Source organism: Corallococcus sicarius (assembly GCF_003611735.1).
In the GTDB taxonomy this organism is placed as follows: domain Bacteria; phylum Myxococcota; class Myxococcia; order Myxococcales; family Myxococcaceae; genus Corallococcus; species Corallococcus sicarius.
In genome coordinates this window covers 1-21,343 of sequence record NZ_RAWG01000025.1, presented here as the reverse complement: position 1 = coordinate 21,343, position 21,343 = coordinate 1, and the positions used below count along the sequence as shown (strand labels likewise).

The 21,343-nt window shown below is 68.6% G+C and carries 19 protein-coding genes; 3 read left to right on the top strand and 16 right to left on the bottom strand.

Annotated features, from left to right (window positions below; translation table 11 throughout):
- Positions 1 to 2 precede the first annotated feature (2 nt).
- From D7X12_RS05935 to D7X12_RS05925, 3 genes are read left to right on the top strand one after another with little or no spacing between them, the layout of a single operon-like run.
- On the top strand, positions 3 to 680 hold the full coding sequence (locus D7X12_RS05935; protein WP_120624286.1) for an AHH domain-containing protein: 678 nt from the start codon (positions 3 to 5) through the stop codon (positions 678 to 680).
- Positions 681 to 697: 17 nt separating this feature from the next.
- Entirely contained in the window at positions 698 to 1,306 is a 609-nt protein-coding gene (locus D7X12_RS05930; RefSeq protein ID WP_120624285.1) for an imm11 family protein, read from the top strand.
- A gap of 35 nt (positions 1,307 to 1,341) precedes the next feature.
- Positions 1,342 to 2,082: an Imm49 family immunity protein gene (locus D7X12_RS05925; RefSeq protein ID WP_120624284.1), complete on the top strand. Its 741-nt coding sequence runs from the start codon at positions 1,342 to 1,344 to the stop codon at positions 2,080 to 2,082.
- Between the two features lie 9 nt (positions 2,083 to 2,091).
- Here the strand turns inward: D7X12_RS05925 and D7X12_RS05920 are convergent, their stop codons facing one another.
- The 16 genes from D7X12_RS05920 to D7X12_RS05845 form a co-directional block, all read right to left on the bottom strand.
- On the bottom strand, positions 2,092 to 4,692 hold the full coding sequence (locus tag D7X12_RS05920) for a TIGR02270 family protein (RefSeq protein WP_120624283.1): 2,601 nt from the start codon (positions 4,690 to 4,692) through the stop codon (positions 2,092 to 2,094).
- Between the two features lie 24 nt (positions 4,693 to 4,716).
- Complete coding sequence (locus D7X12_RS05915; RefSeq protein WP_120624282.1) at positions 4,717 to 5,181, bottom strand: DUF4150 domain-containing protein; 465 nt, start codon at positions 5,179 to 5,181, stop codon at positions 4,717 to 4,719.
- 28 nt (positions 5,182 to 5,209) lie between these two features.
- Positions 5,210 to 6,226: a DUF2169 family type VI secretion system accessory protein gene (locus D7X12_RS05910; RefSeq protein WP_120624281.1), complete on the bottom strand. Its 1,017-nt coding sequence runs from the start codon at positions 6,224 to 6,226 to the stop codon at positions 5,210 to 5,212.
- 12 nt (positions 6,227 to 6,238) lie between these two features.
- Complete coding sequence (locus tag D7X12_RS05905) at positions 6,239 to 6,925, bottom strand: hypothetical protein (RefSeq protein ID WP_120624280.1); 687 nt, start codon at positions 6,923 to 6,925, stop codon at positions 6,239 to 6,241.
- Between the two features lie 17 nt (positions 6,926 to 6,942).
- Positions 6,943 to 7,443: a hypothetical protein gene (locus tag D7X12_RS05900; RefSeq protein WP_147443538.1), complete on the bottom strand. Its 501-nt coding sequence runs from the start codon at positions 7,441 to 7,443 to the stop codon at positions 6,943 to 6,945.
- A gap of 8 nt (positions 7,444 to 7,451) precedes the next feature.
- Complete coding sequence (locus D7X12_RS05895; RefSeq protein ID WP_120624278.1) at positions 7,452 to 7,949, bottom strand: hypothetical protein; 498 nt, start codon at positions 7,947 to 7,949, stop codon at positions 7,452 to 7,454.
- A 9-nt stretch (positions 7,950 to 7,958) separates the two neighbouring features.
- Positions 7,959 to 10,559, bottom strand: coding sequence for a type VI secretion system Vgr family protein (locus D7X12_RS05890; protein ID WP_120624277.1), 2,601 nt, complete (start codon positions 10,557 to 10,559; stop codon positions 7,959 to 7,961).
- 64 nt (positions 10,560 to 10,623) lie between these two features.
- Positions 10,624 to 11,643, bottom strand: a complete 1,020-nt coding sequence (locus D7X12_RS05885; RefSeq protein WP_147443537.1) for a hypothetical protein — start codon at positions 11,641 to 11,643, stop codon at positions 10,624 to 10,626.
- A gap of 17 nt (positions 11,644 to 11,660) precedes the next feature.
- The gene (tssH, locus tag D7X12_RS05880) at positions 11,661 to 14,261 is read right to left on the bottom strand and encodes a type VI secretion system ATPase TssH (RefSeq protein WP_279637150.1); all 2,601 of its coding nucleotides are present in this window, start codon (positions 14,259 to 14,261) and stop codon (positions 11,661 to 11,663) included.
- Between the two features lie 115 nt (positions 14,262 to 14,376).
- On the bottom strand, positions 14,377 to 15,423 hold the full coding sequence (gene tssG / locus D7X12_RS05875) for a type VI secretion system baseplate subunit TssG (protein WP_208718843.1): 1,047 nt from the start codon (positions 15,421 to 15,423) through the stop codon (positions 14,377 to 14,379).
- Complete coding sequence (tssF, locus tag D7X12_RS05870) at positions 15,387 to 17,138, bottom strand: type VI secretion system baseplate subunit TssF (RefSeq protein WP_120624274.1); 1,752 nt, start codon at positions 17,136 to 17,138, stop codon at positions 15,387 to 15,389. Before tssF ends, tssG begins: the two co-directional genes overlap by 37 nt.
- Positions 17,139 to 17,175: 37 nt before the next feature.
- Positions 17,176 to 17,571, bottom strand: a complete 396-nt coding sequence (gene tssE / locus D7X12_RS05865) for a type VI secretion system baseplate subunit TssE (RefSeq protein WP_120624273.1) — start codon at positions 17,569 to 17,571, stop codon at positions 17,176 to 17,178.
- Positions 17,572 to 17,634: 63 nt separating this feature from the next.
- The gene (gene tssD / locus D7X12_RS05860; RefSeq protein WP_120624272.1) at positions 17,635 to 18,126 is read right to left on the bottom strand and encodes a type VI secretion system tube protein TssD; all 492 of its coding nucleotides are present in this window, start codon (positions 18,124 to 18,126) and stop codon (positions 17,635 to 17,637) included.
- A gap of 128 nt (positions 18,127 to 18,254) precedes the next feature.
- Positions 18,255 to 19,745 (bottom strand): type VI secretion system contractile sheath large subunit, encoded by a 1,491-nt coding sequence (tssC, locus tag D7X12_RS05855; protein ID WP_120624271.1) that lies wholly within the window; start codon positions 19,743 to 19,745, stop codon positions 18,255 to 18,257.
- Between the two features lie 18 nt (positions 19,746 to 19,763).
- Positions 19,764 to 20,276 (bottom strand): type VI secretion system contractile sheath small subunit, encoded by a 513-nt coding sequence (tssB, locus tag D7X12_RS05850; protein WP_120624270.1) that lies wholly within the window; start codon positions 20,274 to 20,276, stop codon positions 19,764 to 19,766.
- Between the two features lie 27 nt (positions 20,277 to 20,303).
- Positions 20,304 to 21,343, bottom strand: a 1,040-nt coding sequence (locus D7X12_RS05845) for a type VI secretion system domain-containing protein (RefSeq protein WP_208718841.1), incomplete at its 5' end; no start/stop codon positions are given.

Below are 21,343 nucleotides of genomic sequence, written 5' to 3'. Positions count from 1 at the left end.
GCATGGGAAAGCACCTCTCGGGCGCGGGCAAGTTGAAGGCACGGCTCAAGCGCGATCGCGACTATCGGAAGACGGGCTACAAGCACATCAAAGGCAATGGGGGGCGGAAGATCGTCTACGCGGACCTCGAGGTCATTCAGAACGTGCTCCAGACGCGTGGAACGCGTGCCCGTGACAAGGGAGTGAAGGCGGGCAGCAGGCTCCACGCTCGGCGCTATACCTTCACGTATGGCAACAACTTCCAGATCGGGCAGTCCCCGTACATCAACCAGGGGCACCACCTGCTTCCGGAAGAGGCGTTTTCCTTCTTCGACAGCAACCAACTCCGGATGCTCCAGGGGGTGGACTACAACATCAACAACGGGGAGAACATCATCTTCCTCCCCGCGAGGAAGCGAGACACGGAGTTCCACCAACTACCGTTCCACCAGGGCAGCCATCCGGCCTATACCGGGCAGGTCGACGAGGATATGGAGGGAGTCAGACGCGCACTGGATGAGGCCCTGAAGAATGACAAGAAGCACAAGGCGTGGAATCCTCCCGAGGATCTCAAGGACAAGCTGATGAGTCTCCAAAAGGACTACTGGAGGATGCTGGTCATCGCCGGCCCCATCTCCATCAACACGTTCGCGAGGCCTGCGCCCAAGAAGAAGGGCATCACGAAGAGCAAGAAGCCCTGAGCGAGGAGTCGATTCCGGTGAGCTACTACCCCTGGGTGAGAGACGACGAGGACGAGTCCTTCGCGTGGATGGACGCGCTCCGCAAGGACCCGATGGACGGCAATGGGTACCTGCTGACGAAGGGAGTGCCCTGCAAGGATTGGTTCCCGGAGGGACTCATCTTCGATTTATCGAAAGAGCGGGGCAGCAAGCTGACGGACAGCATCCCCAATACCTCCGCGCTGCTCGTGGTGTCCGCGAAGCTCAAAGGCATCCTGGAGAAGGAGACGCCCCAAGGCACCATTGAATTCCTGCCGGTGCGTCTGCGCACCCCGCGCAAGAAAACGCTGGATACGCCCTACTTCATCGCCAATGTGTTGGGCACGGTGGCCTGCATGGATGCCAAGAAGTCAGACTTCACCATGGACTCCATCATCAAGGACCAGGTGCAACGGTTCCGGCGGCTGGTGCTCCAGGAAAAGAAGATTCCCAAGGACGCGAAGATTTTCCGTCTGGCGGAGCAATCCCGGCTCATCCTCATCCGAGAAGATCTGGGTCAAACCATCATCGACGAGGACTGCACCGGGATGATCTTCCAGGAGCTGGAGGACTACGGCTCCCAGTTCCGCGGGCGGGTTGGCACGTAGACACTCCGCGACCGGCGGAGGACAGGCGACAGTTCATGCTCCAGATGGACCTCATTCGCGAGAACGCGCTCACGGCCGTCGAAGAACTCGAGGACGGCCTCCGCCAGCCCCTGACGCCCCTCCAACGCGAAGAGCTGCTGACCCGGCTCTCCACCTACCGCCGTATCGCCGCCATTGGCGCGCTGCTGTCGGAGGCAGACGTCACGGCGTTCCGCCATGACCTGCGTTTGTCCGCGATGGCCCGCCGGGAGCTGCTGCTCCTCGACTCGGACCCGGCGGCCCCGAGCCGGTTCCGCTGCGCCGGTCGGGTGGAGCCCCTGTTCGACGCGCTCGCCGCCGGTGAGGTCGGCCTCGCGCGCGACCTCGCCCAGCATGCTCCACATCGCTGGGTGGCGGACGAGGAGTTCGAGGACGACTTCCGCTACGCCGACTTCTGGCGCGAGCACCTGCACGCGGACGCGAAGGCCCCTTCCCCAGGTACGGAGCGGGCGCTCGCGGCGTTCCAGCAATGCTCCGGCGACAGTGGCTCCCCGCGGCTCGCCGTGTGTGAGGCGCTCTCCAAGCGGGATCAGGACGCCTTCGATGCCGCCCTGGAGGACCTGCTCGTCGAGCGCGATGCGGAGTTCCGGAACGCGGGCCTTCCATTGCATCCCCAGCGCTTCCACACCGAGCGCCATGTCTTCATCGAGGGACTGGCCCTGCTGCGGCTGGCGGAGGAATGCGGCCTTCGTATGCAGCCCGAATACCGGATGATGCCGGGACTCGCCCGGCGCTGACGCCCCACGTCATTGCGCCGTGGGCGCCCGCACGTGGAGCGCTGCCCGCTCCCCCGACCACCCCCAGAGCCATGCCAGGATGCCGGAGGTCGGTGCATGGCCCCGCGCGAAGCTTCGCGCCGCCATGCAGACGGCCAGGGCACCTGTTGCCGCCCCCACGCCGCCCCACGCGTCCACGGGAGTCCACTGGGGCAACTCCTTCAGCGGGAAGCCGTCCAGTCGCACCTGGGCGTAGCCCCAGTCCTGGGCTCGCTGCATCGTGCCGTCGACGTCCGCGAAGACGAGGCCCGTCTCCCGCCCCCGGTCCTCCAGCTTCCCGAGCACCTCGGAGAGCGCCGACGTCAGCGCGACGCCCAGGTGGGGCTGGCCGGAGAACAGGTGGGTTGGCTCGGAGGCGGAGGCCAGCGCATCAATGTACGCGTGGACAGGTGCGCTCCGGCGGGCCGCCGTGCCCACTTGCTCCACCAGCACGAAGGCCGCGCACTCCCCTGGCATCAATCCCGTAGGTCGGTTGGGTGTCTTCAGCAGTCGCAGCTCTTCCAAGGCGTCCAGCCACTCCGGCTCGACGAGGCTGTCGATACCGCCCACGATGCATCGCTCCACCGCGCCGGACCTCAGCGCGCGCTCCGCCGCGCGCAAGGCGGTGACGAAGCCAGGGGAGTCGCCGAAGAAGAGCTCCTGCTGAGAGACACCGCCTGGCAACGTGGCTTGGGCGAGCAGCCGGGGCAGCAGCGTCCCGGAGTACCGCTCTCGCAGCACCTCCGCGAGCAGGGGCTCCTCCTCGGAGACTTCCGCCTCTCCGGAGTCCTCTTCTTGCCTCGAGGCGGCCGCCTCTTGCTTCGCGGCCTCGCGCGCATGTCGCTCCGCGGCGGCGAGGAGGAAGCCGCTCGGCAGGTTGAGGAAGAGGCCCGTGCGCGGTCCCGCGGTCAGTCCGGTCTGGTGGACGAGGTCTGCGAGGGCTGCAACACCCAGCCGCACCAGCCGCCCCACGCCGCTGAATCCCTGCGTGAGGTGGGGGATGGCATGCCCCGTGACCGGCAATTCCTCGCCCGAGTCCTCGTCCACGACCGGAGTGCCCTCCATCGCCCCCGGCCGGGCCACGCCCACCCGCGCGGCCGCGCAACTGCCCACCACACCATCTCCCAGGGACGACACCAGCCCCAGCCCTGTCACCGCGAGGGCACCCGGAGGTGGGGGGCGCTGGCGGAACACGGGCGGAAGGAGCGGTGCGTCCTTCACCCGCAACGCCTCCGGGACGGCGAGGGTGCGCGGTAGCGCGCGGAAGGGGCCCAGGGCCAGGGTCCCACGCACCGTGGGCCGCAGGGCCTGCAGCACCTTCCATTGGCGCAGCGCCCAGTCTCCGGTGGAAAGCTGCCAGGCTCCCTGGGAGCGCACGGCCAGCTCCAGCGCAAGCGTCGCGCGCCTGCGCATCGGGCCTGCGGTGAGGGCCTCCAGGAGCGGCTCTGCTCCATAAGGTTTCCCTGCAAGGTAGCGCCCCTGGGGCGGGAAGTTCCCCTGGATCTCCTTCCACCAGCGCTCCACGCCCTGGAGTTCGGGGAAGGGGAGCGCGGCCTCGGGGCCGAGCGGCGTGGGTTCCTCCTCTTCTGGAGCCTCGGGCGTCCAGGCCTTGCGAGACACCGCGAGGTTCCCGGTGAGGACCAGACCCGTGATGGAACAGAAGGCCTCTGCGGCCAGGGGCGCGACGCTCTCGTCTCGCATGGCCTCCAGCAGGGGCCCCACGGCGGCAACGCGCCCGCTCAGCCCCAGGGCCCAGAGCGCATCCCGCCGCAGCGCCGGTTCCGACAGCATCTGGAGGAGGAGGTCCACATCCTGAAGGTCGCCGCCCAGCGCGAGCAGCGACGCCGGCCCACCCCAGCCCGGCCCCCGGCGGCGGACGGCCTCGACACAGGTGCTCCAGGCGCCGGGATGCCCGAGCAGGAAGGCGGTCTCCAGGGCCGCGTTGCGCACCTCCGGCACGTCCGAACCCAGGGCGCGATCAATCGAGAGGGACCTCAGTCGCGCGGGAAAGCGGCGGGCGGCACGCAGTACCGCACAGGCCAGCGGTGCATTGTCCGCAGAGAGGAGCCCGTCCAGGTCTTGACCGGGATCCGCCTCCCACTGCGTGAGGATGCCAAGTACCCGGGCCTGGACCCCGGGGGGGGCGTCCTTCAGGAGCCCCTGCAGCCGAGCCACCGCCTCCACGCGACGGGTGAGCGCCAGGGCCCGTGCCGCCCCCTGGCCCGTCGGCTCTGCATCGACACGGAGCGCGGTGAGCACGGCATCAAGTTCCTCCGCTCCATCCTGCATGAGGAGGGCGGAGCACGCGCAGGCGACGGTCTCGAGTTCCTCCGAAGCCAGGGCAGGCCGCAGCAGCTTCCGGGTGACAGTCGGTCCACCCAATACCAGTGCATCAAGACAGGCCAGCAGCCGCTGCTCGGGGCCTTCCAGGAGCTCCTGGAGGGTGTAGTCGGGAGCGACCAGCGCCTGTTCGCGCTGCGCCCAGAAGAAGGCGGCATCCGCGAGGAAGTCCCGCGCCATGTCCATTCGGGGGGAGGCATCGTGCGGCGCGGAGGTCGCGTCGGTGCGGCGATGGGCTTCCATGGAGAGCATCAGCGCGTCCTTCCGGCAACCTGCCTAGACATCCTCTTCGCAGCAGAGGCACCTGGCCGGCCCAGCATCACCGCCCATGGCGATGATGGGACCCTGCATGACCGGGAAGGGGGGCGTGTTCTTGTCGTTGTGCAGCATCAGGTCGAAGGCGCGCGCTACGTTCTTGCCCTCGAATTTCACGTCGAAGGAGTAGTTGATGAACTCGGCCTTGCCCTTGGTCTTGCTTGAGGCCACGCCGCCCCCGGCCGTTCCCGCTTCATCACCCGTGCTGGTGCTGAAGTTCGAGTCCTTCACGCATACCGGATTGCCCGCCACGGACACCTTCTTGGTGCCCTTCCCGGTATCCGAGGACTGCGCGATGTTGGGATAGGGAATGGGGATGGGGCCCGCCGGACTGGGCGTCTTGCACACGTCCGGGAATGCGGTGGTGACACCACCGCTGTCCTTGGTCACCACGGACAGCTTGTTCACTCCGGTATTGACAGGCACGGGTTACCTCCAACGTTGTTGGTTTGCCTCAAGGCTGCTTCGCCACCGTGATGCGCAGCCCTCGCACGTCATGGATACCGTCCCGCAGCACCACGTGTCCTCGCCACAGCAGCAGCACCTGGTTCTCATCTGGATCCAGGATGACCGTGTCCAGGGGCATGCCGGGCCTGGAGTCCTCTGCGCTGGCCTGTTCCACCGTCACCTCGGGTGACTGACCTGGGAGCGTGAAGGACAGTCGGCCCAGGGGGGACGCCCCCGCGATGATGATCGGCTCGTCACCCTTCAGGTAGCCGGGAGCGACAAGCCCCGGCGCTCCCGCATTGAAGAAGCGCCGGTCGAAGTCCCTGGGCAACAGCGGCTTGCGCGTCTGGTGCCAGGCGTCGTCGTAGGTGCCGGCGTACTTCGCGCGCGGCTGCCAGTGCGGCGACGTGAAGCCGAACCCCGCTGGCGTCACCCGCTGGCCGAAGTCGCGCACGGGGTCCACCGGGTCCTCCAGGTTGGGCAGCATCAGCCCTTCCTCGAAGTGGCGGGGACTGGCCCGGAAGCCCGTGCCCACGGGATTGCGTGGCTCGAAGGCGGGCCGCTGCGCGTCCGTCCGGTCCCAACCTCCGAACGCGCGCTCCCATGTCAGCGGAAGCCTGTCGAAGGGCAGGGGCTTCGTCGCGGCGACGCGTCCCAGGCTCTTGAACCACGTGCGCTCGCCCACCACGCGCACGGCCTTCTTCAGCGGGCCTGCCTGGAGCACCACCAGCGCCTCCGTGGCGCCCTTGCGCTCCGGATACGCATGGCCCAGGAGCACCACGTCCGTCGCGGGCTTGAAGAAGGCCCCCTCGGACTCGTACCGCTCGCTGGATTCGCCGGGCTTGCCCCAGGACTCGCCACTCCAATTGACGGGCACCTGCTGCTCCGCGAGTCGCAGCCCTGTCGCGGTCAACGTGTACGTGGCCTTGACCACGATCAGGAGCAGGGGACGCCCCTCCTCGTCCGCCAGCCCCATCAGGGCGTGGGCGAACGGCGTCTCGTTCTCGATGGAGGGATGTCCCATGGATGGATGCGCTCACCGCCCCGCGGTGAAGCCCTTTCGGAATGCCTGGACCGTGGGCGCGCCCCCGGGGCCCACCGTCACGGTGCCGGTGTCCCCGTCCAGGCTCGCCGCGGTCTCCTTGCCCTTCACGAAGCGCACGGTCGCGATGCTCCGGATGGCGTCACGTCCGTGCTTCTCGCTCCGCCCCAGCTCCCTCAACGCATGCGCGGCGACGTTCAATGCCAGTTCCATCGCGAGCCGCCCCGGTTCGTCGTCCAGCCCCACCCAGTCCACCTCGAAGCGCAGCACCTGCCCGCCCAGCGTTCCCTCGCTGGGCCAGAACTGTTCGGTGATGCCCTTGGCGAGCTGCTCCGCCAGCTTCTGCAGGTCGGAGCGCGTGGGCAGGGGCCGCACCATCCCGGGCACCTGTGCGAGCCGGCCCGCGTCCGTCACCGTCACTGCCACCACCGACGCCAGGTCCACGTACGTCACCGACTCGGACCGTGACAGCGCCTCCTTCTTCAACGCCAGCAGCACCGCCTCCTTCGGGAGGTAGTCCAGCAGCTCGCCGCTCACCTGATGGCCATGCGCCAGGTGCAGCGTGACGCCAATGGCAGGCAGGTCCTCGCCCGTCCGTCCCCGCGCCACCAGCGACGCGAGCTGCTCCAGCAGCTTCTCCACCCGCCGCGCCACCAACCGCTGCACGTTGTCCATGCGCATGGGCTCCTGGCAGAGAATCAGGGAGGGGAAACCACCGGGCCGTAGAGCTGCTCCTCCAGCGTGCGGATCATCTCCTCCATCTCCGGACGGGAGCGCTTCTCCACGACATATGCCGTCAACAAGCGCAGGCAGAGCGGTTCACACCCGGCGGAGATCTCGCTGTTGATGGTCAGGTGCTCGATAACGGGTCCATCCTGAGCATCCCCGAACTCGGCCACCCAGGCGACGAAAGGATGGTAATTGCCCCCCTGGTCGTGCAGCACGTCGTCCACAGTGGGAGTGTATTGATTGAAGATGACTCCGCGGGCGAGTTCGGGGCAAAGCGTGCTGAAGATGAGTGAGCCGTCCCTGTCCGGAAGGGGCGCCATCCACCCCGTCCAGGAGTCCTTCGTCTGCTGGGCTACGGACTTGAACAGCTCCAGCCAGTACATCTGCGACATCAGGAACTGCTCCTCGTCCTCGCGGTAGCCGGAGAAGGGGAACTTCGGGTGCTTCTTGAGGGCGGTCAGGGCGTCCATGGGCTGCGTCACAAGGAAAGCAGCTTCACTCCCGATGCGTCACGCAATCTCCTGGCTTCCGCTCCCCAGAGTGCCCCCGTTTCGCGATCAAAGGTCAGGACCTTTCGGCTGGTGGCCATGATCCAGTTCGACCACTTCAGGAAGCCTTCGGGCTTCTCAACCTGTGTCGTCCCTTCGAAATAGGGCTTGGGGTCGAAGAACAATCGCCCCGGGCGCATCTCCGAGCCATTCCACCAGCACGCGGAGAACTCAATGACTGGGGACGTGAGCTGGTCCACGTAGTAGCTCGTCTTGCCCGGAATCGGTCGAAGCCGGACGTGCGGCAGGTCCTTGGTCAGGACCAGGAATGCCATCTGCCGCTGCTGGCGGAGTCCCCCCACCGCCTCGGTGGCTTCAGGCCTGTCCGACAGGTCCTGGATGATCCGGAAGTCTTCTCCCTTCCGAAGCTCCCCTTCCAAGAGCTCCAAGTCGCTGTCCAAAAGGCAAAGTGCAATCTGCCGTCCCATGGATGTGCCTCAAGGATTGTAGGGATGGAACTGAGGCCGGACTCCGGTGGCGCGTTGGATGTCGTCGAGCGCCTTCACCTCGCGCGAAACCGGGTTGCCCCCCATTGTCTGTCGACCGATCTGGTGCATCTCGACCACTTGCTTTGTATCACGGTCTATGCCCACGACATCGACATATCTCGCTTTCTTGGCACCGCCGGGAGTCTTCACCCGGTACTCCGGGCGTGGTTGAAGACCTCGTGATCTGATGCCGTCAACCACTTCCTGGGTCTTGGCCTGGTGTTCCGGCCCTCCCTTCTTCCCATGGGGGTTGGGTGGCTTGTTGACGGGGATGGCGGCGAGCTTGAGCGCCTGCACTTGCGCGGAGGGCGGGGCGGCCGCAGCGAGCATCTGGACCTTGCTGCCCTTCAGCTTGATGTCCGAGGAGCCGTCCAGCGTGAAGGTCTTCGCCTGGAGCAGGACCTTGCCGGACTTCTCGACGTGGATGACGCGCTTGCCGTTGACGATGATGGAGAAAGTGTCGGCCTTCAACTGGAAGGTCTTCGCGAGCCACGCCGCCGGCTCCGTCACCTGCAGGTGGGTCGTCTTGCTGTTCTCGCCCGTGTCCTTGCCCACGGTCACCGTGGCGCCCCCGGTCACCTCCGAGTTCCAATCCCCGCCGACCTTCGCGTCCTTGTCCTTCGCGATGGTCTCCTGGCGGCTGCCCAGGACGAGCTCCGTGTAGGCCGCGCCCGTCTGACGGAACGCCAGGCCGCCCACCGCCTCGTTCATCGCGAGCCCCACGCTGACGGCGTAGCCACCCCCGATGGTGAGCGCCTTGGCCGCGCCCACCGTCTCCAGGGCCGCCTGGGTGATGGAGCCCGTGAAGGTCTTCGCCACGACGACGGACTGGTTGCCCTCCACCTCCTCGGCGTGGTCCGCCACCGTGCCCGTGGAGCGGTTGCCGCGCACCTGGAGCGTCTGGTCGCCCTCCACGACGCTTGCGTCATCCAGCGAGACGGACAGCGTCTGGTGACCCTCGATGGTCCTCACGCGGACCTTCTTCACCAGCAGGTCCTCGTAGCCCACCACCGCCTGCGCCTTGTCGTTCTCCGTCAGGAGGTCCTTGTCCTTCTGCGCATGGATGAAGATCTCCTCGTCGCTCGCGGCGTCCTCGATGCGGAACTCGTTGAAGCCCTCGCTGCCCAGGCTGGAGGCGCTCTTCAGCGTCGACTTCGTCTTCTCGTCCGGCAGGGCGTACGGCGTGGGATTGCCGCCGTTGTAGACGGTGCCCGCGATGAGCGGCCGGTCGGGGTTGCCCTCCAGGAAGCGCACCAGCACCTCCTGGCCGATGCGTGGCAGGTAGACATGCCCCCAGGCCGGGCCTCCCCAGGCCTGGCCTACGCGCACCCAGCACGAGGACTTGTCGGTCCGCGCGCCCTCCCGGTCCCAGTGGAACAGCACCTTCACGCGGCCGTGCGTGTCGGTGTGGATCTCCTCTCCCGCGGGCCCCACCACCGTCGCCGTCTGCACGCCGGAGATGTGCGGCACGGGCGTGAGGCGCCGGGGCCGGAAGGGCACGCTCGCGGGCAGCAGGCGGAAGTGATTCTGGTACAGCCCCTGGAGCGCTTCAGCCCCCCCGAGCGTGTCCGGCTGCAGCCCCGTGTGCACCACCTCCACCACCGTGTACTCCCCGGCGAAGGCGCCGTCCCCGGGCGAGTCCACGTCGAACTGGTAGCCCGGCGTCAGCCTGGGGCACACGCTCTCGCCGGCGAAGGTGTGGCTGCCCTGCGCCTTCTCCTCCATGCGCACCTTCGCCGCGCCCTTGCCGGTGGTAGGAGCGACGTACTCGCCGGGGTAGTCGTACAGCTCCAGGGCCGCCACGCCCTCCGACGCGGCCTTCGCGGAGGTGTCCACCGCGGGCTTCTCGAAGTCGTAGTCCTTCAGGTGCACGGCGCCCGGGCGCAGTCGCCGGACGGCCTGCAGGGCGTGGAGGTACTCGCCTTCGACCGTGCGCCCGTCGTCGTCGCGCAGCGGCAGGGTGCTCCCCCCGGGCAGCGGCTCGTGCGCACCGGCGCTGTCTCCCAGCACCATCGTGTGCGAGTCCCCGGTGTGCTGGAAGTAGAAGAAGATGCCCTCCCACTCCAGCAGCCGACGGACGAAGTCGAGGTCCGACTCGCGGTACTGCACGCAATACTCGCGCGCGGTGTAGCTGCCCTGGAGTGAGAGATTCAGCTCCACGCCCGCCTCGTCCAGCACGGCCTTCACCACCTCCGGCACCGTCTGGTGCTGGAAGAGCCGGCTGCGGCGCACGTGCTGGAGGCTCAGCACCCGCGGGCCCACCCAGACCCGGTAGCACCAGCGCCCGCCCACCTGTCCCAGGGACTCGGCGCGGAACACGCGCCCGTGCACGCTCCTCGCGGCGGCCTGGCCCACCCGCACCTGGAGCAGCGCGGGGGTGTTGATCAGCTCCGCGTGCGTCAGCGGCTCCCCGTCCATGGCGTGGAAGTCGATGACGAACTCATAGGGACGGCTGAGGGCCTCCGTGCCGGAGAAGCGGCTCACGACGAGGGTGTCCGCCCCGTGGGAGCCGACCTGCAGCGAATAGGCCGGTGCTTGCGTTCGTGCCATACAGCCCCCCGCCCGCATTCCCGGGCGTTTTTCCGACGAAGGTGGAATCGCTACGGCAAGAGCTTCAGGGCTTCGCGCCGGACGCCGTCTTCGGAGCGCTGTCCTTCGGTTCGGGCGGGGCCTCGAGCGGCACCACCACCTGCTCCGGCAGCGGCTTCGCTCCGGCCAGCACCTGCTGCTCGATCATCCGCACCCACAGCGACGGCGCGCTGCCCGTGAGGACGCTGTCCTGCACCGTGAGCTCCCGGTGGTCCTGCGCGCGGCGGTAGAGGCGGGGCGCCACGGCCGGCTGCTTCGGATCCGAATCGCTCACCTGCACCTGCTCCTGCACGGTGATGCCGTCGGACTTGAACGACACCGTCGAGGCCAGCTCATACGTCCGGCGCAGGCCGTTGGGCAGCGTGAACGACAGCTCGCGGCTGAGCGGGAACCACGCGGCGCCCAGGCACGCCTTGTCCTTGCTGGACACGGCCTCCCCGAAGAAGCGGTGGCTGCGCAGGGGCATGATGCGCACCGCGCGCCGGCAGACCTGCTCCTCCGACGCGTCGGTGGTGCAGGCGTCCCCTTCCGCCACCAGGACCTCCGTGCCGGCCACGCGCTCCATCCGCAGCTTCGCGTGCAGCGGCAGCGCGCGCAGCGTGCCCAGCGCCTCCACGGAGAAGCCGGTCTCCGTCGTGTGCACCCTCGCGACGGGGCCCACGCCCTCGCCGTTGGTGTACCGGCGCGTGATGACCCAGACCAGCCGCTCGCGGGCCTGGAGGGTCTCCAGCACCAGGTCCTGCTCCGTCAGCTGCGCCGGCGGGGGCAGGGGCTCGGAGGGCGGGCCCGGCTCGCGGCACTCGTCCTGGTTCGGGTCCTGCCAGACCACGGGCGCGCCCGAGCAGTCCACCGCGGGCCGGGGCACCACGTTGCGGTCCTTGTCGTAGCCGTGCAGCAAGAGCGCGAACCACAGGTCCGGCGTGGGCGCGGAGCGCTCGTTGAAACCGGCGTCCTTCTGGCAGAGCCGGGGCGCGGGCGCGGTGGTGGCGCACCCCACCAGCAGGCCCAGCGCGACGGCTGTGAGCAATCCCTGTCGTTTCATCATGGAGGTCGCCATCCGGCTCAGGCTCCGGAGAACTGGAGGGCCCAGTCCCCTTCGGCGGTCAGTGCGATGTGCAGGCGGGGAGGCACCGCGCCGCCCGCCAGCTTCTGCAGCAATTCACGCGACAGGGCCGGCATCAGCGAGCCCTGGAGGATCTGCTCCAGGTTGCGCGCGCCCGTCTCGGATTCGGTGCAGCGGCGGGCAAGCTCGTCCAACAGCTCCGGCGCGAGCGTCGTCTCCACGCCGTGCGCCGTGCGCAGCCGGCCCACCAGCTTGTCGAGCTTCATCTCGGCGATCTGCCGCATCACGTCGCGCTGCACCGGCCCGAAGGGCACGATGGTCATGCGCGCCAGCAGCGCCGGCTTGAAGTGCTGGCTCAGGGCGGGGCGGATCGCCGTCGTCACCTGGTCGGACGTGGGCGTCGCGTCCCCTTCGAACATCCGCATCACGAGCTCCGACGCGAGGTTGCTCGTCAGGATGATGACCGTGTTGCGGAAGTCCACGGCGCGGCCCTCGCCGTCCGTGAGCATCCCCTTGTCGAACACCTGGTAGAAGAGGTTCATCACCTCCAGGTCGGCCTTCTCGCACTCGTCGAGCAGCACCACGGAGTAGGGCCGCTGGCGCACCGCCTCCGTCAGCAGGCCACCCTCGCCGTAGCCCACGTAGCCCGGGGGCGAACCGATGAGCCGGGAGACGGTGTGCTTCTCCTGGAACTCGCTCATGTTGAGCGTCGTCATGAACCGCTCGCCGCCGTAGAGGCTGTCGGCCAGCGCGAGCGCCGTCTCCGTCTTGCCCACGCCGCTGGGGCCCACGAAGAGCAGCACGCCAATGGGCGTGTCGGGGTTGCGGATGCCCGCCTGGGAGATGCGGATGATCTCCGCCACCTTGCGCACCGCCGCGTCCTGACCGCGCACGCGCGAGGCCAGCTTCGTCTCCAGGCTCAGCACCGCTTCAATCAGGTCGCTGCGCATCTTGCCCACGGGCACGCCCGTCCAGCTCGACACGACGCGCGCCACGATGTCCGCGTCCACGTCCGCGTGCACCAGCGGCTCCTCACCGCGCGCCTGCGAGAGCTTCGCGGAGGCCCCGTCCACCTCCGCCCGCAGCGGCTGCCGGTCCGCATCCGGCGCGGACGTGGCGAGCGCCTTGCGTGCCGCCGACAGCCGCGCCACCGCCGCCCGCTCCACCTCCCAGCGGCCGTGCAGCGTGGCGAGCTGATCCCTCACCGCGGCCAGCCGCTCCTCCACCTGCTCCACCGCGCCCGCGTCACCCGGGTGGCCTTCGGACAGGTCGCGCTGGCGGGCATCGCGCTCGCGCTCCAGGCCGGCGATCTGCTGCTCCAGGGCCACCAGCTCGTCGGGCCGCGTGGACTGTTCAATCTTCACCCGCGCCGCCGCGGTGTCGAGCAGGTCCACCGCCTTGTCCGGAAGCTGCCGGCCGGAGATGTAGCGCTGGGACAGGCGCACGGCGGCGGTGACGGCCTCGTCGCGGATGGTGACGCCGTGCGCGGCCTCGTAGGTGGCCCTCAGGCCGCGCAGCATCAGCTCCGCGTCCTCCACGCCCGGCTCTTCCACCTTCACGGGCTGGAAGCGGCGCTCCAGCGCGGCGTCCTTCTCGAAGTACTTCTTGTATTCGCTCCAGGTGGTGGCGGCGAGCGTGCGCAGCTCGCCTCGCGCGAGCGCCGGCTTGAGCAGGTTCGCCGCGTCGCTGCCGCCCGCGGAGCCTCCCGCGCCGATGATGGTGTGCGCCTCGTCGATGAAGAGCACGATGGGAGTGGGGGAGGCCTTCACCTCGGAGATGACGGCCTTGAGGCGGTTCTCGAACTCACCGCGCACGCCCGCGCCGGCCTGCAGCAGGCCCAGGTCCAGCCCCAGCAGCTCCACGTTCTTCAGCGCGTCCGGCACCTCGCCCTTCACGATGGCCCACGCCAGCCCCTCCACGAGCGCCGTCTTCCCCACGCCCGGCTCGCCCACCAGGATGGGGTTGTTCTTCCGGCGCCGCGATAGGATGTCCACCATCTGGCGGATCTCCCGGTGCCTGCCGAAGATGGGGTCGATCTTCCCCTCGCGCACGCGGCCGGTGAATGACGTGGTGAAGCGCTTGAGCGACTCGTCCCCGCGCCCTCCCGCCTGCGCGCCCTGCGCGCCTCCTCCCGTGGAAGCCTCCGGCGGCGCCACCTCCACCGTCTCCGCGGACGGGCGCAGCACCACCTCCAGCGAGTCCATCAGCTCGTCGCGCGAGATGGCGTCCAGCTCCGGGAACAGCTCCGCCGTGTAGCGGCTGCGCCGGGTGATGAACTGGGCGAACAGCACGCCGGAGCGCAGGCGCGTGGCCCCCTGCTCCACGGACGCCTGCAACCACGCGTCCTCAATCCACTGGAAGAGCGTCTCGGAGAACACGGGCCGGCCCGGGGTGCCGGCGCGCATGCCCTGGAGGGCGCGGTCCACGCTCGTGGCCAGCCTCCGGCGGTCCACCTGGAAGTGGCTCAGGATGCGCGCGACGTCGGAGTCCTCCGCCTCCAGCAACTGCGCGAGCAGGTGCTCGACGACGATTTCATAGAAGCGTCCCGTGCTGGCGCGGGCGACGGCCGCCTCCAACAGGCGGGTGGACGTAGGCGTCAGGCGACGGACGAGCGCCTTGGGGTCGACACGGATGGGAACACCCTCCTCGACGGCATGAAACGGGGGCCCGGGTTCCCTGGGGGCCGTGAGCCCCAGGGAGCCGGTGGCGCGAAGGTCACGCGCCGGGGACGCTCAAACGGTTCTGCTGGCCGTTGCCGAGCCACGTGTCCCGGCCCAGCCGCGACGCTCTGTGGTCGTGCATCGAAAGGAAGAACGTCTGACGGACGCTCTCGGTGAGCCCCAGCTCCAGCTCGTACTCCAGGGGGTCGCGCAGGAAGAGCGCCATCACCTCGCGCACCAGGGGCAAGAGGTCCCCGTCCGGCAGCAGGCGCTTGTAGGCGCGCGGCGGAAGCGGGCCGATGGCGAGCTGGAGCTTCCCCGTCCTGTCAAACGCCTTGCCGCCCAGGAGCATGTTGCGCCCCAGTTGGTGGAACGAGTGGCCCAGCCGCGTCCGCGCGTCGATATCCACCCAGCGCCCGATGAACTGGCGCACGGTGACGGACGCCCCCTCCAGGTCCTCGCCCAACGCCTCCTGGAGCGCCACCTCCAGCTTCTCCGCGGTGCGCACCTGGCTGGCCAGGAGCGGGACGATTCGCAGCAGCCGCGCGGTGGGCAGCTTGCTGTCGGCGTGCTGCTCGTAGGTGTCGAACCCCGCGAGCGCCAGCAGCCGCCGGGACCACTGGTCCGTGAAGCCGGTGTTGGACTCGCTGGTGACGCGGTAGCGGGCCTCCAGCCGGTAGAGCAGGGACAGGAGCCGGTGGTGGAACAGGTCCAGGAACTCGCGCCGCACGGCGTGGTCCGGGTCCTCCTGGGCCACCTCCTCCGCCAGGTACATGGGCAGCGGGCTGACGGTGCCGGTGAGCCCGAGGAAGCGGGTGGCGACCTCGAAGAGGGGACGGCGCGCGGACGGGTCCTCCGCGCGCACGGGCACCTCGCGCAGGGTGACGCTGCTCACGTCTCCGGAAGAAAAGCCCAGCGAAGGGTCGTGCCGGAAGCGGATCATCTCCTCGCTCACCGGCCCCACGTCGCCCACCCGCACGGCGCCTTCCGTCAGGCGCTCCAGGTAGGCCACGAGCGGGAAGAACCCCAGCCGGGGTGCGGCGTCCGCGAGTTCACGGCCGGCCTCTACGAGATGCGCTGGGAGCCGTTCCTCGGGCGCCACGAGAACTCCGTCTGAGAGGGGTGGAGGCGGACGTTCAGCTCGCTGAAGGAGTTGATGGTCACGTTCGACGCCAGCAGTTCGTCCAGGATGCAGCCGAAGAGGAAGGCGTCTCCCACGCCCTGGAAGTTCTTCTCGTCCACGTCGATGACGGTGAGGCTGCCGCGCAGGGGCGAGCCCTCCAGGAAGCGCGTCACGGGCTTCGCGTTCAGCGCCCGCACGGCGTCCACGCGCTGCCGGCTGGCGCGCGAGGCCAGGTTGTCCGCCAGCGCCTGGAAGTTGTAGAGGTCCAAGAGCCGCCGCAGCGCCGCCGCGTCCGACAGCGAGCGCTGGTTCACGGCCAGGTGCGACAAGAGCCGCCAGTGCAGCTCCGAGCCCAGGGGCGCGCGCGCGGGCCGGCTCACCGGGGCGATGTTCCTGAACTTCGCCTGCGTGGGCGACGCCGACGTGGAGGCCGTGAGGTCGCCCACCTGCAGCCGCGAGGGCAGGGAGCGGTTGGTGCACGTCAGGTCGATGGAGAGCACCTCCTCCGAGCCGAGCAGCGGCGCCACGTCCCGGGGCGTCTCCAGCGTGAGGTAGGTGTCGATGCCGTCGTCGATGGGCGAGTGCACGCGCCGCACGCGGAAGAAGGACGTCTCCGCGCCCTCGCCCCGGGTGTGCTCGAAGTCGAAGAAGGGCCGGTACGCGCGGCGCTCGTTGCGGCCGGCCTGCATGCCCGTCACCGCGTCCACCGCGTAGATCTCCGCGTGCTGCGGCGGCAGGTCCGAGGCCCGCAGCAGGTGCTCACGGTCCAACGCGTGGTGGAGGATGGGATCCGCGGGCACCTGGAACAGGTTGATGACCGGTGCGCAGTGCAGGCGGAACATCTCCCGGGTGATTCGCGCGTCCATGGGCGGCGGACGCTCCAACTCGAAGGCGATCTCGAACCGGTCCTCCGCGATGGAGGCGCCCGCGTCCAGGCCCCGCACGTCGAAGAACAGGAACTTCTCCGGCAGCGTGAAGTACTCCTGGAGCAGCCGGTAGCCCTCCGTGGCCTTGGGCCAGGGCAGCAGCTTGAAGTCGCGCTCGAAGCCCGCCGCGCGCACCGCGTCCGGTGGCAGCCGGACGCCCGGGCCGCTGTCGGAGGCCCCGCGCACGCGCACGGCCTTGCAGTAGCGCAACAGCCACAGCAGCACGAGCGAGCTGGCGGACAACTCCCCCTGGATGAAGAGGCGCACGCCCGCAGCGCGGAACACCTCCGCGCGGCCCTGCTCGTGCGTCTGGAAGGACAGGCGCAGCACGGGCGACGTCAGCGACGAGCGATCCAGCACCGCGTCCTGGAGCGTCAGCGGCAGCAGGTCCACGTCCGTCGTGGTGCGGAAGACGCAGGACGTGCCGTCGAGCGGCTGCGACGCCACCTCCGCCCCGGCCGGAATGCGCGAGCGTCCGCGCAGCGCCCGCACCTGCGGGGTGAACTCCACGATGGTGGTGGCGGGCAGCGGCCGCAGGTAGTGGGGCAGCAGCAGCTCCGTGAGGCCGTGCACCATCTCCGGGACGTTGTCGTCCAGGCGCTCGCGGATGCGCGCGGTGAGGAAGGCGAAGCCCTCCAGCAGCCGCTCCACGTCCGGATCCGCGCCGCGCTCCACCAGCAGGCCCGCGACGCTGGGATTGGCCAGCCCGAAGGCGCGGCCCATCTCCCGCAGGTAGGACAACTCGCTCAGGTAGTACTTGCTGAACATCCCCGTCCCCCCTCTTGTCGCGTGGCGCGGCCCCGGCTCACCACAGCTCCACCTTGCCGCCCGGGTGCACGTGCGTGTGGAAGCGCAGGGCGCCGCGCTGGCCCCGCCAGGACAGCTGCGCGCTGATGTCGAACATCAGCGCCGTCGGGTCGTCCTCGTTGGGCTGGTGCGTCACCACCACGCCCTTCAGGCGCGGCTCGAACTCCTGGATGGCCATGCGGATGGACTGCTGCATCTTGGGGATGGCGGATGGATACGTGTGCACGACGTCGTTGAAGTCGAGGATGCCGAAGTTCGGTGCCGCGGCGGATTCGCCCCGGCGGGTGTTGAGCAGCACGCGCAGGTGCGCGGCCACCGACTCGACGATGTCCCCCTGGGACACCAGCGAGCCCTGACCGGCGGCGAGTCGGGAGAGCAGTCCTCGTTCAGCCATGGGGAAGAGGGCAGCCGCGAAGCGTCCTTCCCGCGTGGGAAGGACGCCCCGCGAAGGCTGCGACTAGCGCTGCGTCGCCCAGGAATCCTCGTGCGTGATGCCACCGTTCGTGTACGTCCAGTTGATGGTGTGGAACACGAAGGTGACCTCCTCGAGGGGCGGCTCGGTGGAGGTGGCGGGGATGATGGTGTTGGGCACCGTCTGCTTGATGCTGCCGATGCGGCCCTGCGCGAAGCCCACCGTGTAGAACTGCTCGGTGGTGCCGTCACCGGTGGGGTTGGGGCGGAAGAACTTCAGCACGCCCTCCACCACCTGGTTCTCCGCGAGCGCCTTCATGAGCAGCGGCGAGCTCTTGTCGATGCGCTTGCGGATGAGCAGGGGCGGGTACTGGCGGCGCCCCGTGGCCAGGCCGGAGCCCGCCTCGCGGGCCGTGATGACCTCCTGCTCGTAGTAGACGCACTCGATGGAGCCTTCGCGCCCCAGGCTCGTCTGGGTGCTCTCACCCTTGATGTCGCTGCCGTTCGCCTTCAGGTACAGGTGTACTGTCTCAGCCATTTTCGGCCACCTCGTGCGCGTTTGGCTTCTTGCGCGTTGGACCCGGCCCGCGGGAGGGCGGATCGGGTGTGATGGAGCCCCCCCTGACTACGTGGGCGATGCGACAGGCGACTTCAGCTGTGAGGGGCTCACTCCTTGTCGAGCTTTCCAACCAACGACAACGTGAAGGACACGCCCATGTATTTGAAATGCGGGCGCACCTGGAGGTTGCAGCGGTACCAGCCCGGCTGACCCTCCACGTCCTCCACCGTCACGCGCGCGGCACGCAGCGGACGGCGGGAGCGCACCGCGGGGGCCGGATCATCCATGTCCGCGATGTACTGGCTCATCCACTGGTTGAGTTCGCGCTCCAGGTCCGCGCGCTCCTTCCAGCTGCCAATCTGCTCGCGCTGCAGCACCTTCACGTAGTGCGCGAGCCGGGTCATGATGAACATGTAGGGCAGCTGCGTGCCCAGCCGGTAGTTCGTCTCCGCGGCCTTGGCCTCCGGCGACGAGCCGAAGAACTTGGGCTTCTGCGTGGAGTTGGCGGAGAAGAACGCCGCGTTGTCCGCGTCCTTGCGGAACACCAGCCCGATGAAGCCCTCTTCGGAGAGTTCGAACTCGCGGCGCTCCGTGAGCATGACCTCCGTGGGGATCTTGGTCTGGATCTCCCCCATCGCCTCGTACTGGTGCAGCGGCAGGGTCTCCACCGCGCCGCCGGACTGCGGCCCGATGATGTTCGGGCTCCAGCGGAATTTGCCGAACGAGTCCGTCACGCGCGTGGCGAACGCCGTGGAGGCGTAGCCCCACAGGTAGCGGTCATGGTGGCCCACGACGTCCTCGGTGAAGTTGAAAGCCTTCACCGGAACCGTCTTCTCGCCGTACGGCAGGCGCAGCAGGAAGCGCGGCAGGCACAGGCCCACGTAGCGCGCGTCCTCGCTCTCCCGGAAGGAGTGCCAGCGCGCGTACTGGGGGCCCTCGAAGAAGGACTTGAGGTCCTTGAGGTTCGGCAGGTTGAGGAAGCTCTCCTCGCCGAAGAACTCCGGGCTGGCGTTGGCGATGAACGGCGCGTGCGCCATGGCCGCCACGGACGCGCACTTGCGCAAGAGGTCCACGTCCTGCGGGCCGGGCCCGAAGTCGTAGTTGCCGGTGATGAGCCCGTAGGGCTTGCCGCCGAAGACGCCGTACTCGTTGGAGTAGGCGATGCGGTACAGGCCCGACTTCACGACCTCCGGGGCGTCGTCGAAGTCCTTGAGCAGGTCCGCCTTGGAGACGTTGAGCATCTCCACGCGGGTGTTCTCGCGGAAGTCCACGCGGTCCACCAGGAACTTGAGCGAGCGCCAGGACGACTCCAGCGTCTGGAACTGCTTGTCATGGATGATCTCATTGACCTGCGCGCTCATGCGCTGGTCGATCTCCGCGATCATCGCGTCCACCAGCGCCTTGTCGATGCGCTCCTCGCCACGGTCCGGCGCCAGCATCTCCGTGATGAAGGCCTGCACGCCCTTGCGGGCAATGTCATAGCCCTCGTCCTTGGGCTTGAGCTTCGCCTCGGAGAGGATTTCGTCGAGCAACGAGGGGGAGCCAAGAGCGATCGCGGCTTCCGCGGCGGAATTGGGGGTCTGGGTCTGGGTGCTCATGTTCGCGCTCGTTTCGGATTACTTGGTCGGGGCGGCGGCGATGGCTTCCGGCTTGATGCCGAGTTCCTCGATGAGCTTCTTGCGGCCTTCCTCATCGTTGAGCATGGACTGCAACTTCTTGCGGAAGGCCGGGAGGTTGCCCAGGGGCCCCTTGAGGGCGTTGAGCGCGCTGCGCAATTCCAGCAGCTTCTTCAGCTCCGGCACCTGGTTGACGACGCTTTCGGGAGCGAAGTCAGACAGGTTCTTGAACTGGAGCGTGACGGACATGGTGGCGCCCGCCTCGTTGGAGAGCTTGTCGGCGGCGGAGAGCGTGACGCGCAGGTCCTGCTGGGCCATCACGTCGTTGAAGTTGCTCTTGTCGACGTTGATGGGAGCGCGCTGCTCCAGCGGTCGGTCGTCCTCGCGGCCGGTGAAGTCTCCCATCACGAGAGTCTTCAGCGGCAGCTCCACCTGCTCCTGCGCATTGCCAGTGGCGGGCTTGTAGACGATGTTGACGCGTTCGGTCGGGGCGACGGAGTTTTCCTTGCTCATCTTCGGCTTTCTCCTGGGGTGAAAGGGTTAGGAAGCGGTCGGGTCCGGGTTGGACTCCGCTGTCGCTTCCAGTCGTTCGACGCGCACGCGCAACGCGGCCGGTGCATCCAGTTGCGCGAGACGACGATAGCGAAGCTGTAGATTCATTTCCAGACGTGTCTCGCTTTTTGCCTGCGCGATGACAGACGTCAGGAGTCCTTCAAGACACGCGGCCGCGAGCGCTGGCTCCCAGGCATCCAGCTGCTTCGCGCTGCACTCCGCGTCGAGCTGCTCGAACAGCGTCTGGGCAAGTAAGAGTTTGCCGGAGTTGGCGCACATGCGTGCCAGGGAAAGGCGTGCCATGAAACGCGCCCGTCCGGTCGTGGTCGCATTCACCGCGGCCTGGAGCCGCGCGAGGGCTTCCTCGGGCTTGCCGGTGTCAAACAAGACACGGGCCTGTTCTTCCAGGGCCGCGCTTCCGCCAGCGGGGGCCGGTGTCTCGGATTGGAGCGGCGGCAGGAAGACGTTCTGGGCGCGCGGCGCGGAGGGCGTGGCCTGCTGGGACAGGACCTCTGTGCCGAGCCACTGCTTCGTCGTGGCGTCCGTGAGGGGCGTGCCATCCGAAGCGATGAGCTCCACCACGCCGGGCATCCGGCGCAGCAGCGCGGTCAACTCCAACACCAGGGCCTCGCGCGCGGTGGCGTGCGTGGGGCCCAGCCCCGCCAGGGCGTTGGCGACGTAGCGTTGCAGCTCCAGCGCGAAGCGGTGCTGCACCAGGGCGGACTCCGCCTCCTCGAGCAGCTCCGCCCACCGCGAGTGGGTGGCCATGCGCTCCAGCCGCTCCCGCATCGCGGGAGGGAAGGGGGGCAGCGACGTGCGCCCGTTGGCGCCCGGGGCGGGCGGCTGCGACAGGTGCAGCCACAGGCCGGTGCGGAGCATCCGGTAGGCGAGCGGATCCGCCGTGTTCGCCCGGCGGACCAGGCCCGCGGCGCTCGCGAGGGACGCCCCCACGTTGCGCAGGAAGTCCGTCGCGGCCTCGGGGCTGGCCAGCTCCGTGCTGGGAGCCGGCGGCAGGGAGAGGACCGGCG

What these genes read in the sequence shown, in the direction of transcription:
- D7X12_RS05925 (WP_120624284.1), top strand. Translation starts at nt 1,342, where the DNA reads ATGCTCCAGATGGACCTCATTCGCGAGAACGCGCTCACGGCCGTCGAA.
- D7X12_RS05890 (WP_120624277.1), bottom strand. Translation starts at nt 10,559, where the DNA reads ATGGCACGAACGCAAGCACCGGCCTATTCGCTGCAGGTCGGCTCCCAC.
- D7X12_RS05935 (WP_120624286.1), top strand. Translation starts at nt 3, where the DNA reads ATGGGAAAGCACCTCTCGGGCGCGGGCAAGTTGAAGGCACGGCTCAAG.
- D7X12_RS05895 (WP_120624278.1), bottom strand. Translation starts at nt 7,949, where the DNA reads ATGGGACGGCAGATTGCACTTTGCCTTTTGGACAGCGACTTGGAGCTC.
- D7X12_RS05885 (WP_147443537.1), bottom strand. Translation starts at nt 11,643, where the DNA reads ATGATGAAACGACAGGGATTGCTCACAGCCGTCGCGCTGGGCCTGCTG.
- D7X12_RS05905 (WP_120624280.1), bottom strand. Translation starts at nt 6,925, where the DNA reads ATGCGCATGGACAACGTGCAGCGGTTGGTGGCGCGGCGGGTGGAGAAG.
- tssD (WP_120624272.1), bottom strand. Translation starts at nt 18,126, where the DNA reads ATGGCTGAGACAGTACACCTGTACCTGAAGGCGAACGGCAGCGACATC.
- D7X12_RS05920 (WP_120624283.1), bottom strand. Translation starts at nt 4,692, where the DNA reads ATGCTCTCCATGGAAGCCCATCGCCGCACCGACGCGACCTCCGCGCCG.
- tssF (WP_120624274.1), bottom strand. Translation starts at nt 17,138, where the DNA reads ATGTTCAGCAAGTACTACCTGAGCGAGTTGTCCTACCTGCGGGAGATG.
- D7X12_RS05910 (WP_120624281.1), bottom strand. Translation starts at nt 6,226, where the DNA reads ATGGGACATCCCTCCATCGAGAACGAGACGCCGTTCGCCCACGCCCTG.
- tssE (WP_120624273.1), bottom strand. Translation starts at nt 17,571, where the DNA reads ATGGCTGAACGAGGACTGCTCTCCCGACTCGCCGCCGGTCAGGGCTCG.
- tssB (WP_120624270.1), bottom strand. Translation starts at nt 20,276, where the DNA reads ATGAGCAAGGAAAACTCCGTCGCCCCGACCGAACGCGTCAACATCGTC.
- tssC (WP_120624271.1), bottom strand. Translation starts at nt 19,745, where the DNA reads ATGAGCACCCAGACCCAGACCCCCAATTCCGCCGCGGAAGCCGCGATC.
- D7X12_RS05900 (WP_147443538.1), bottom strand. Translation starts at nt 7,443, where the DNA reads ATGGACGCCCTGACCGCCCTCAAGAAGCACCCGAAGTTCCCCTTCTCC.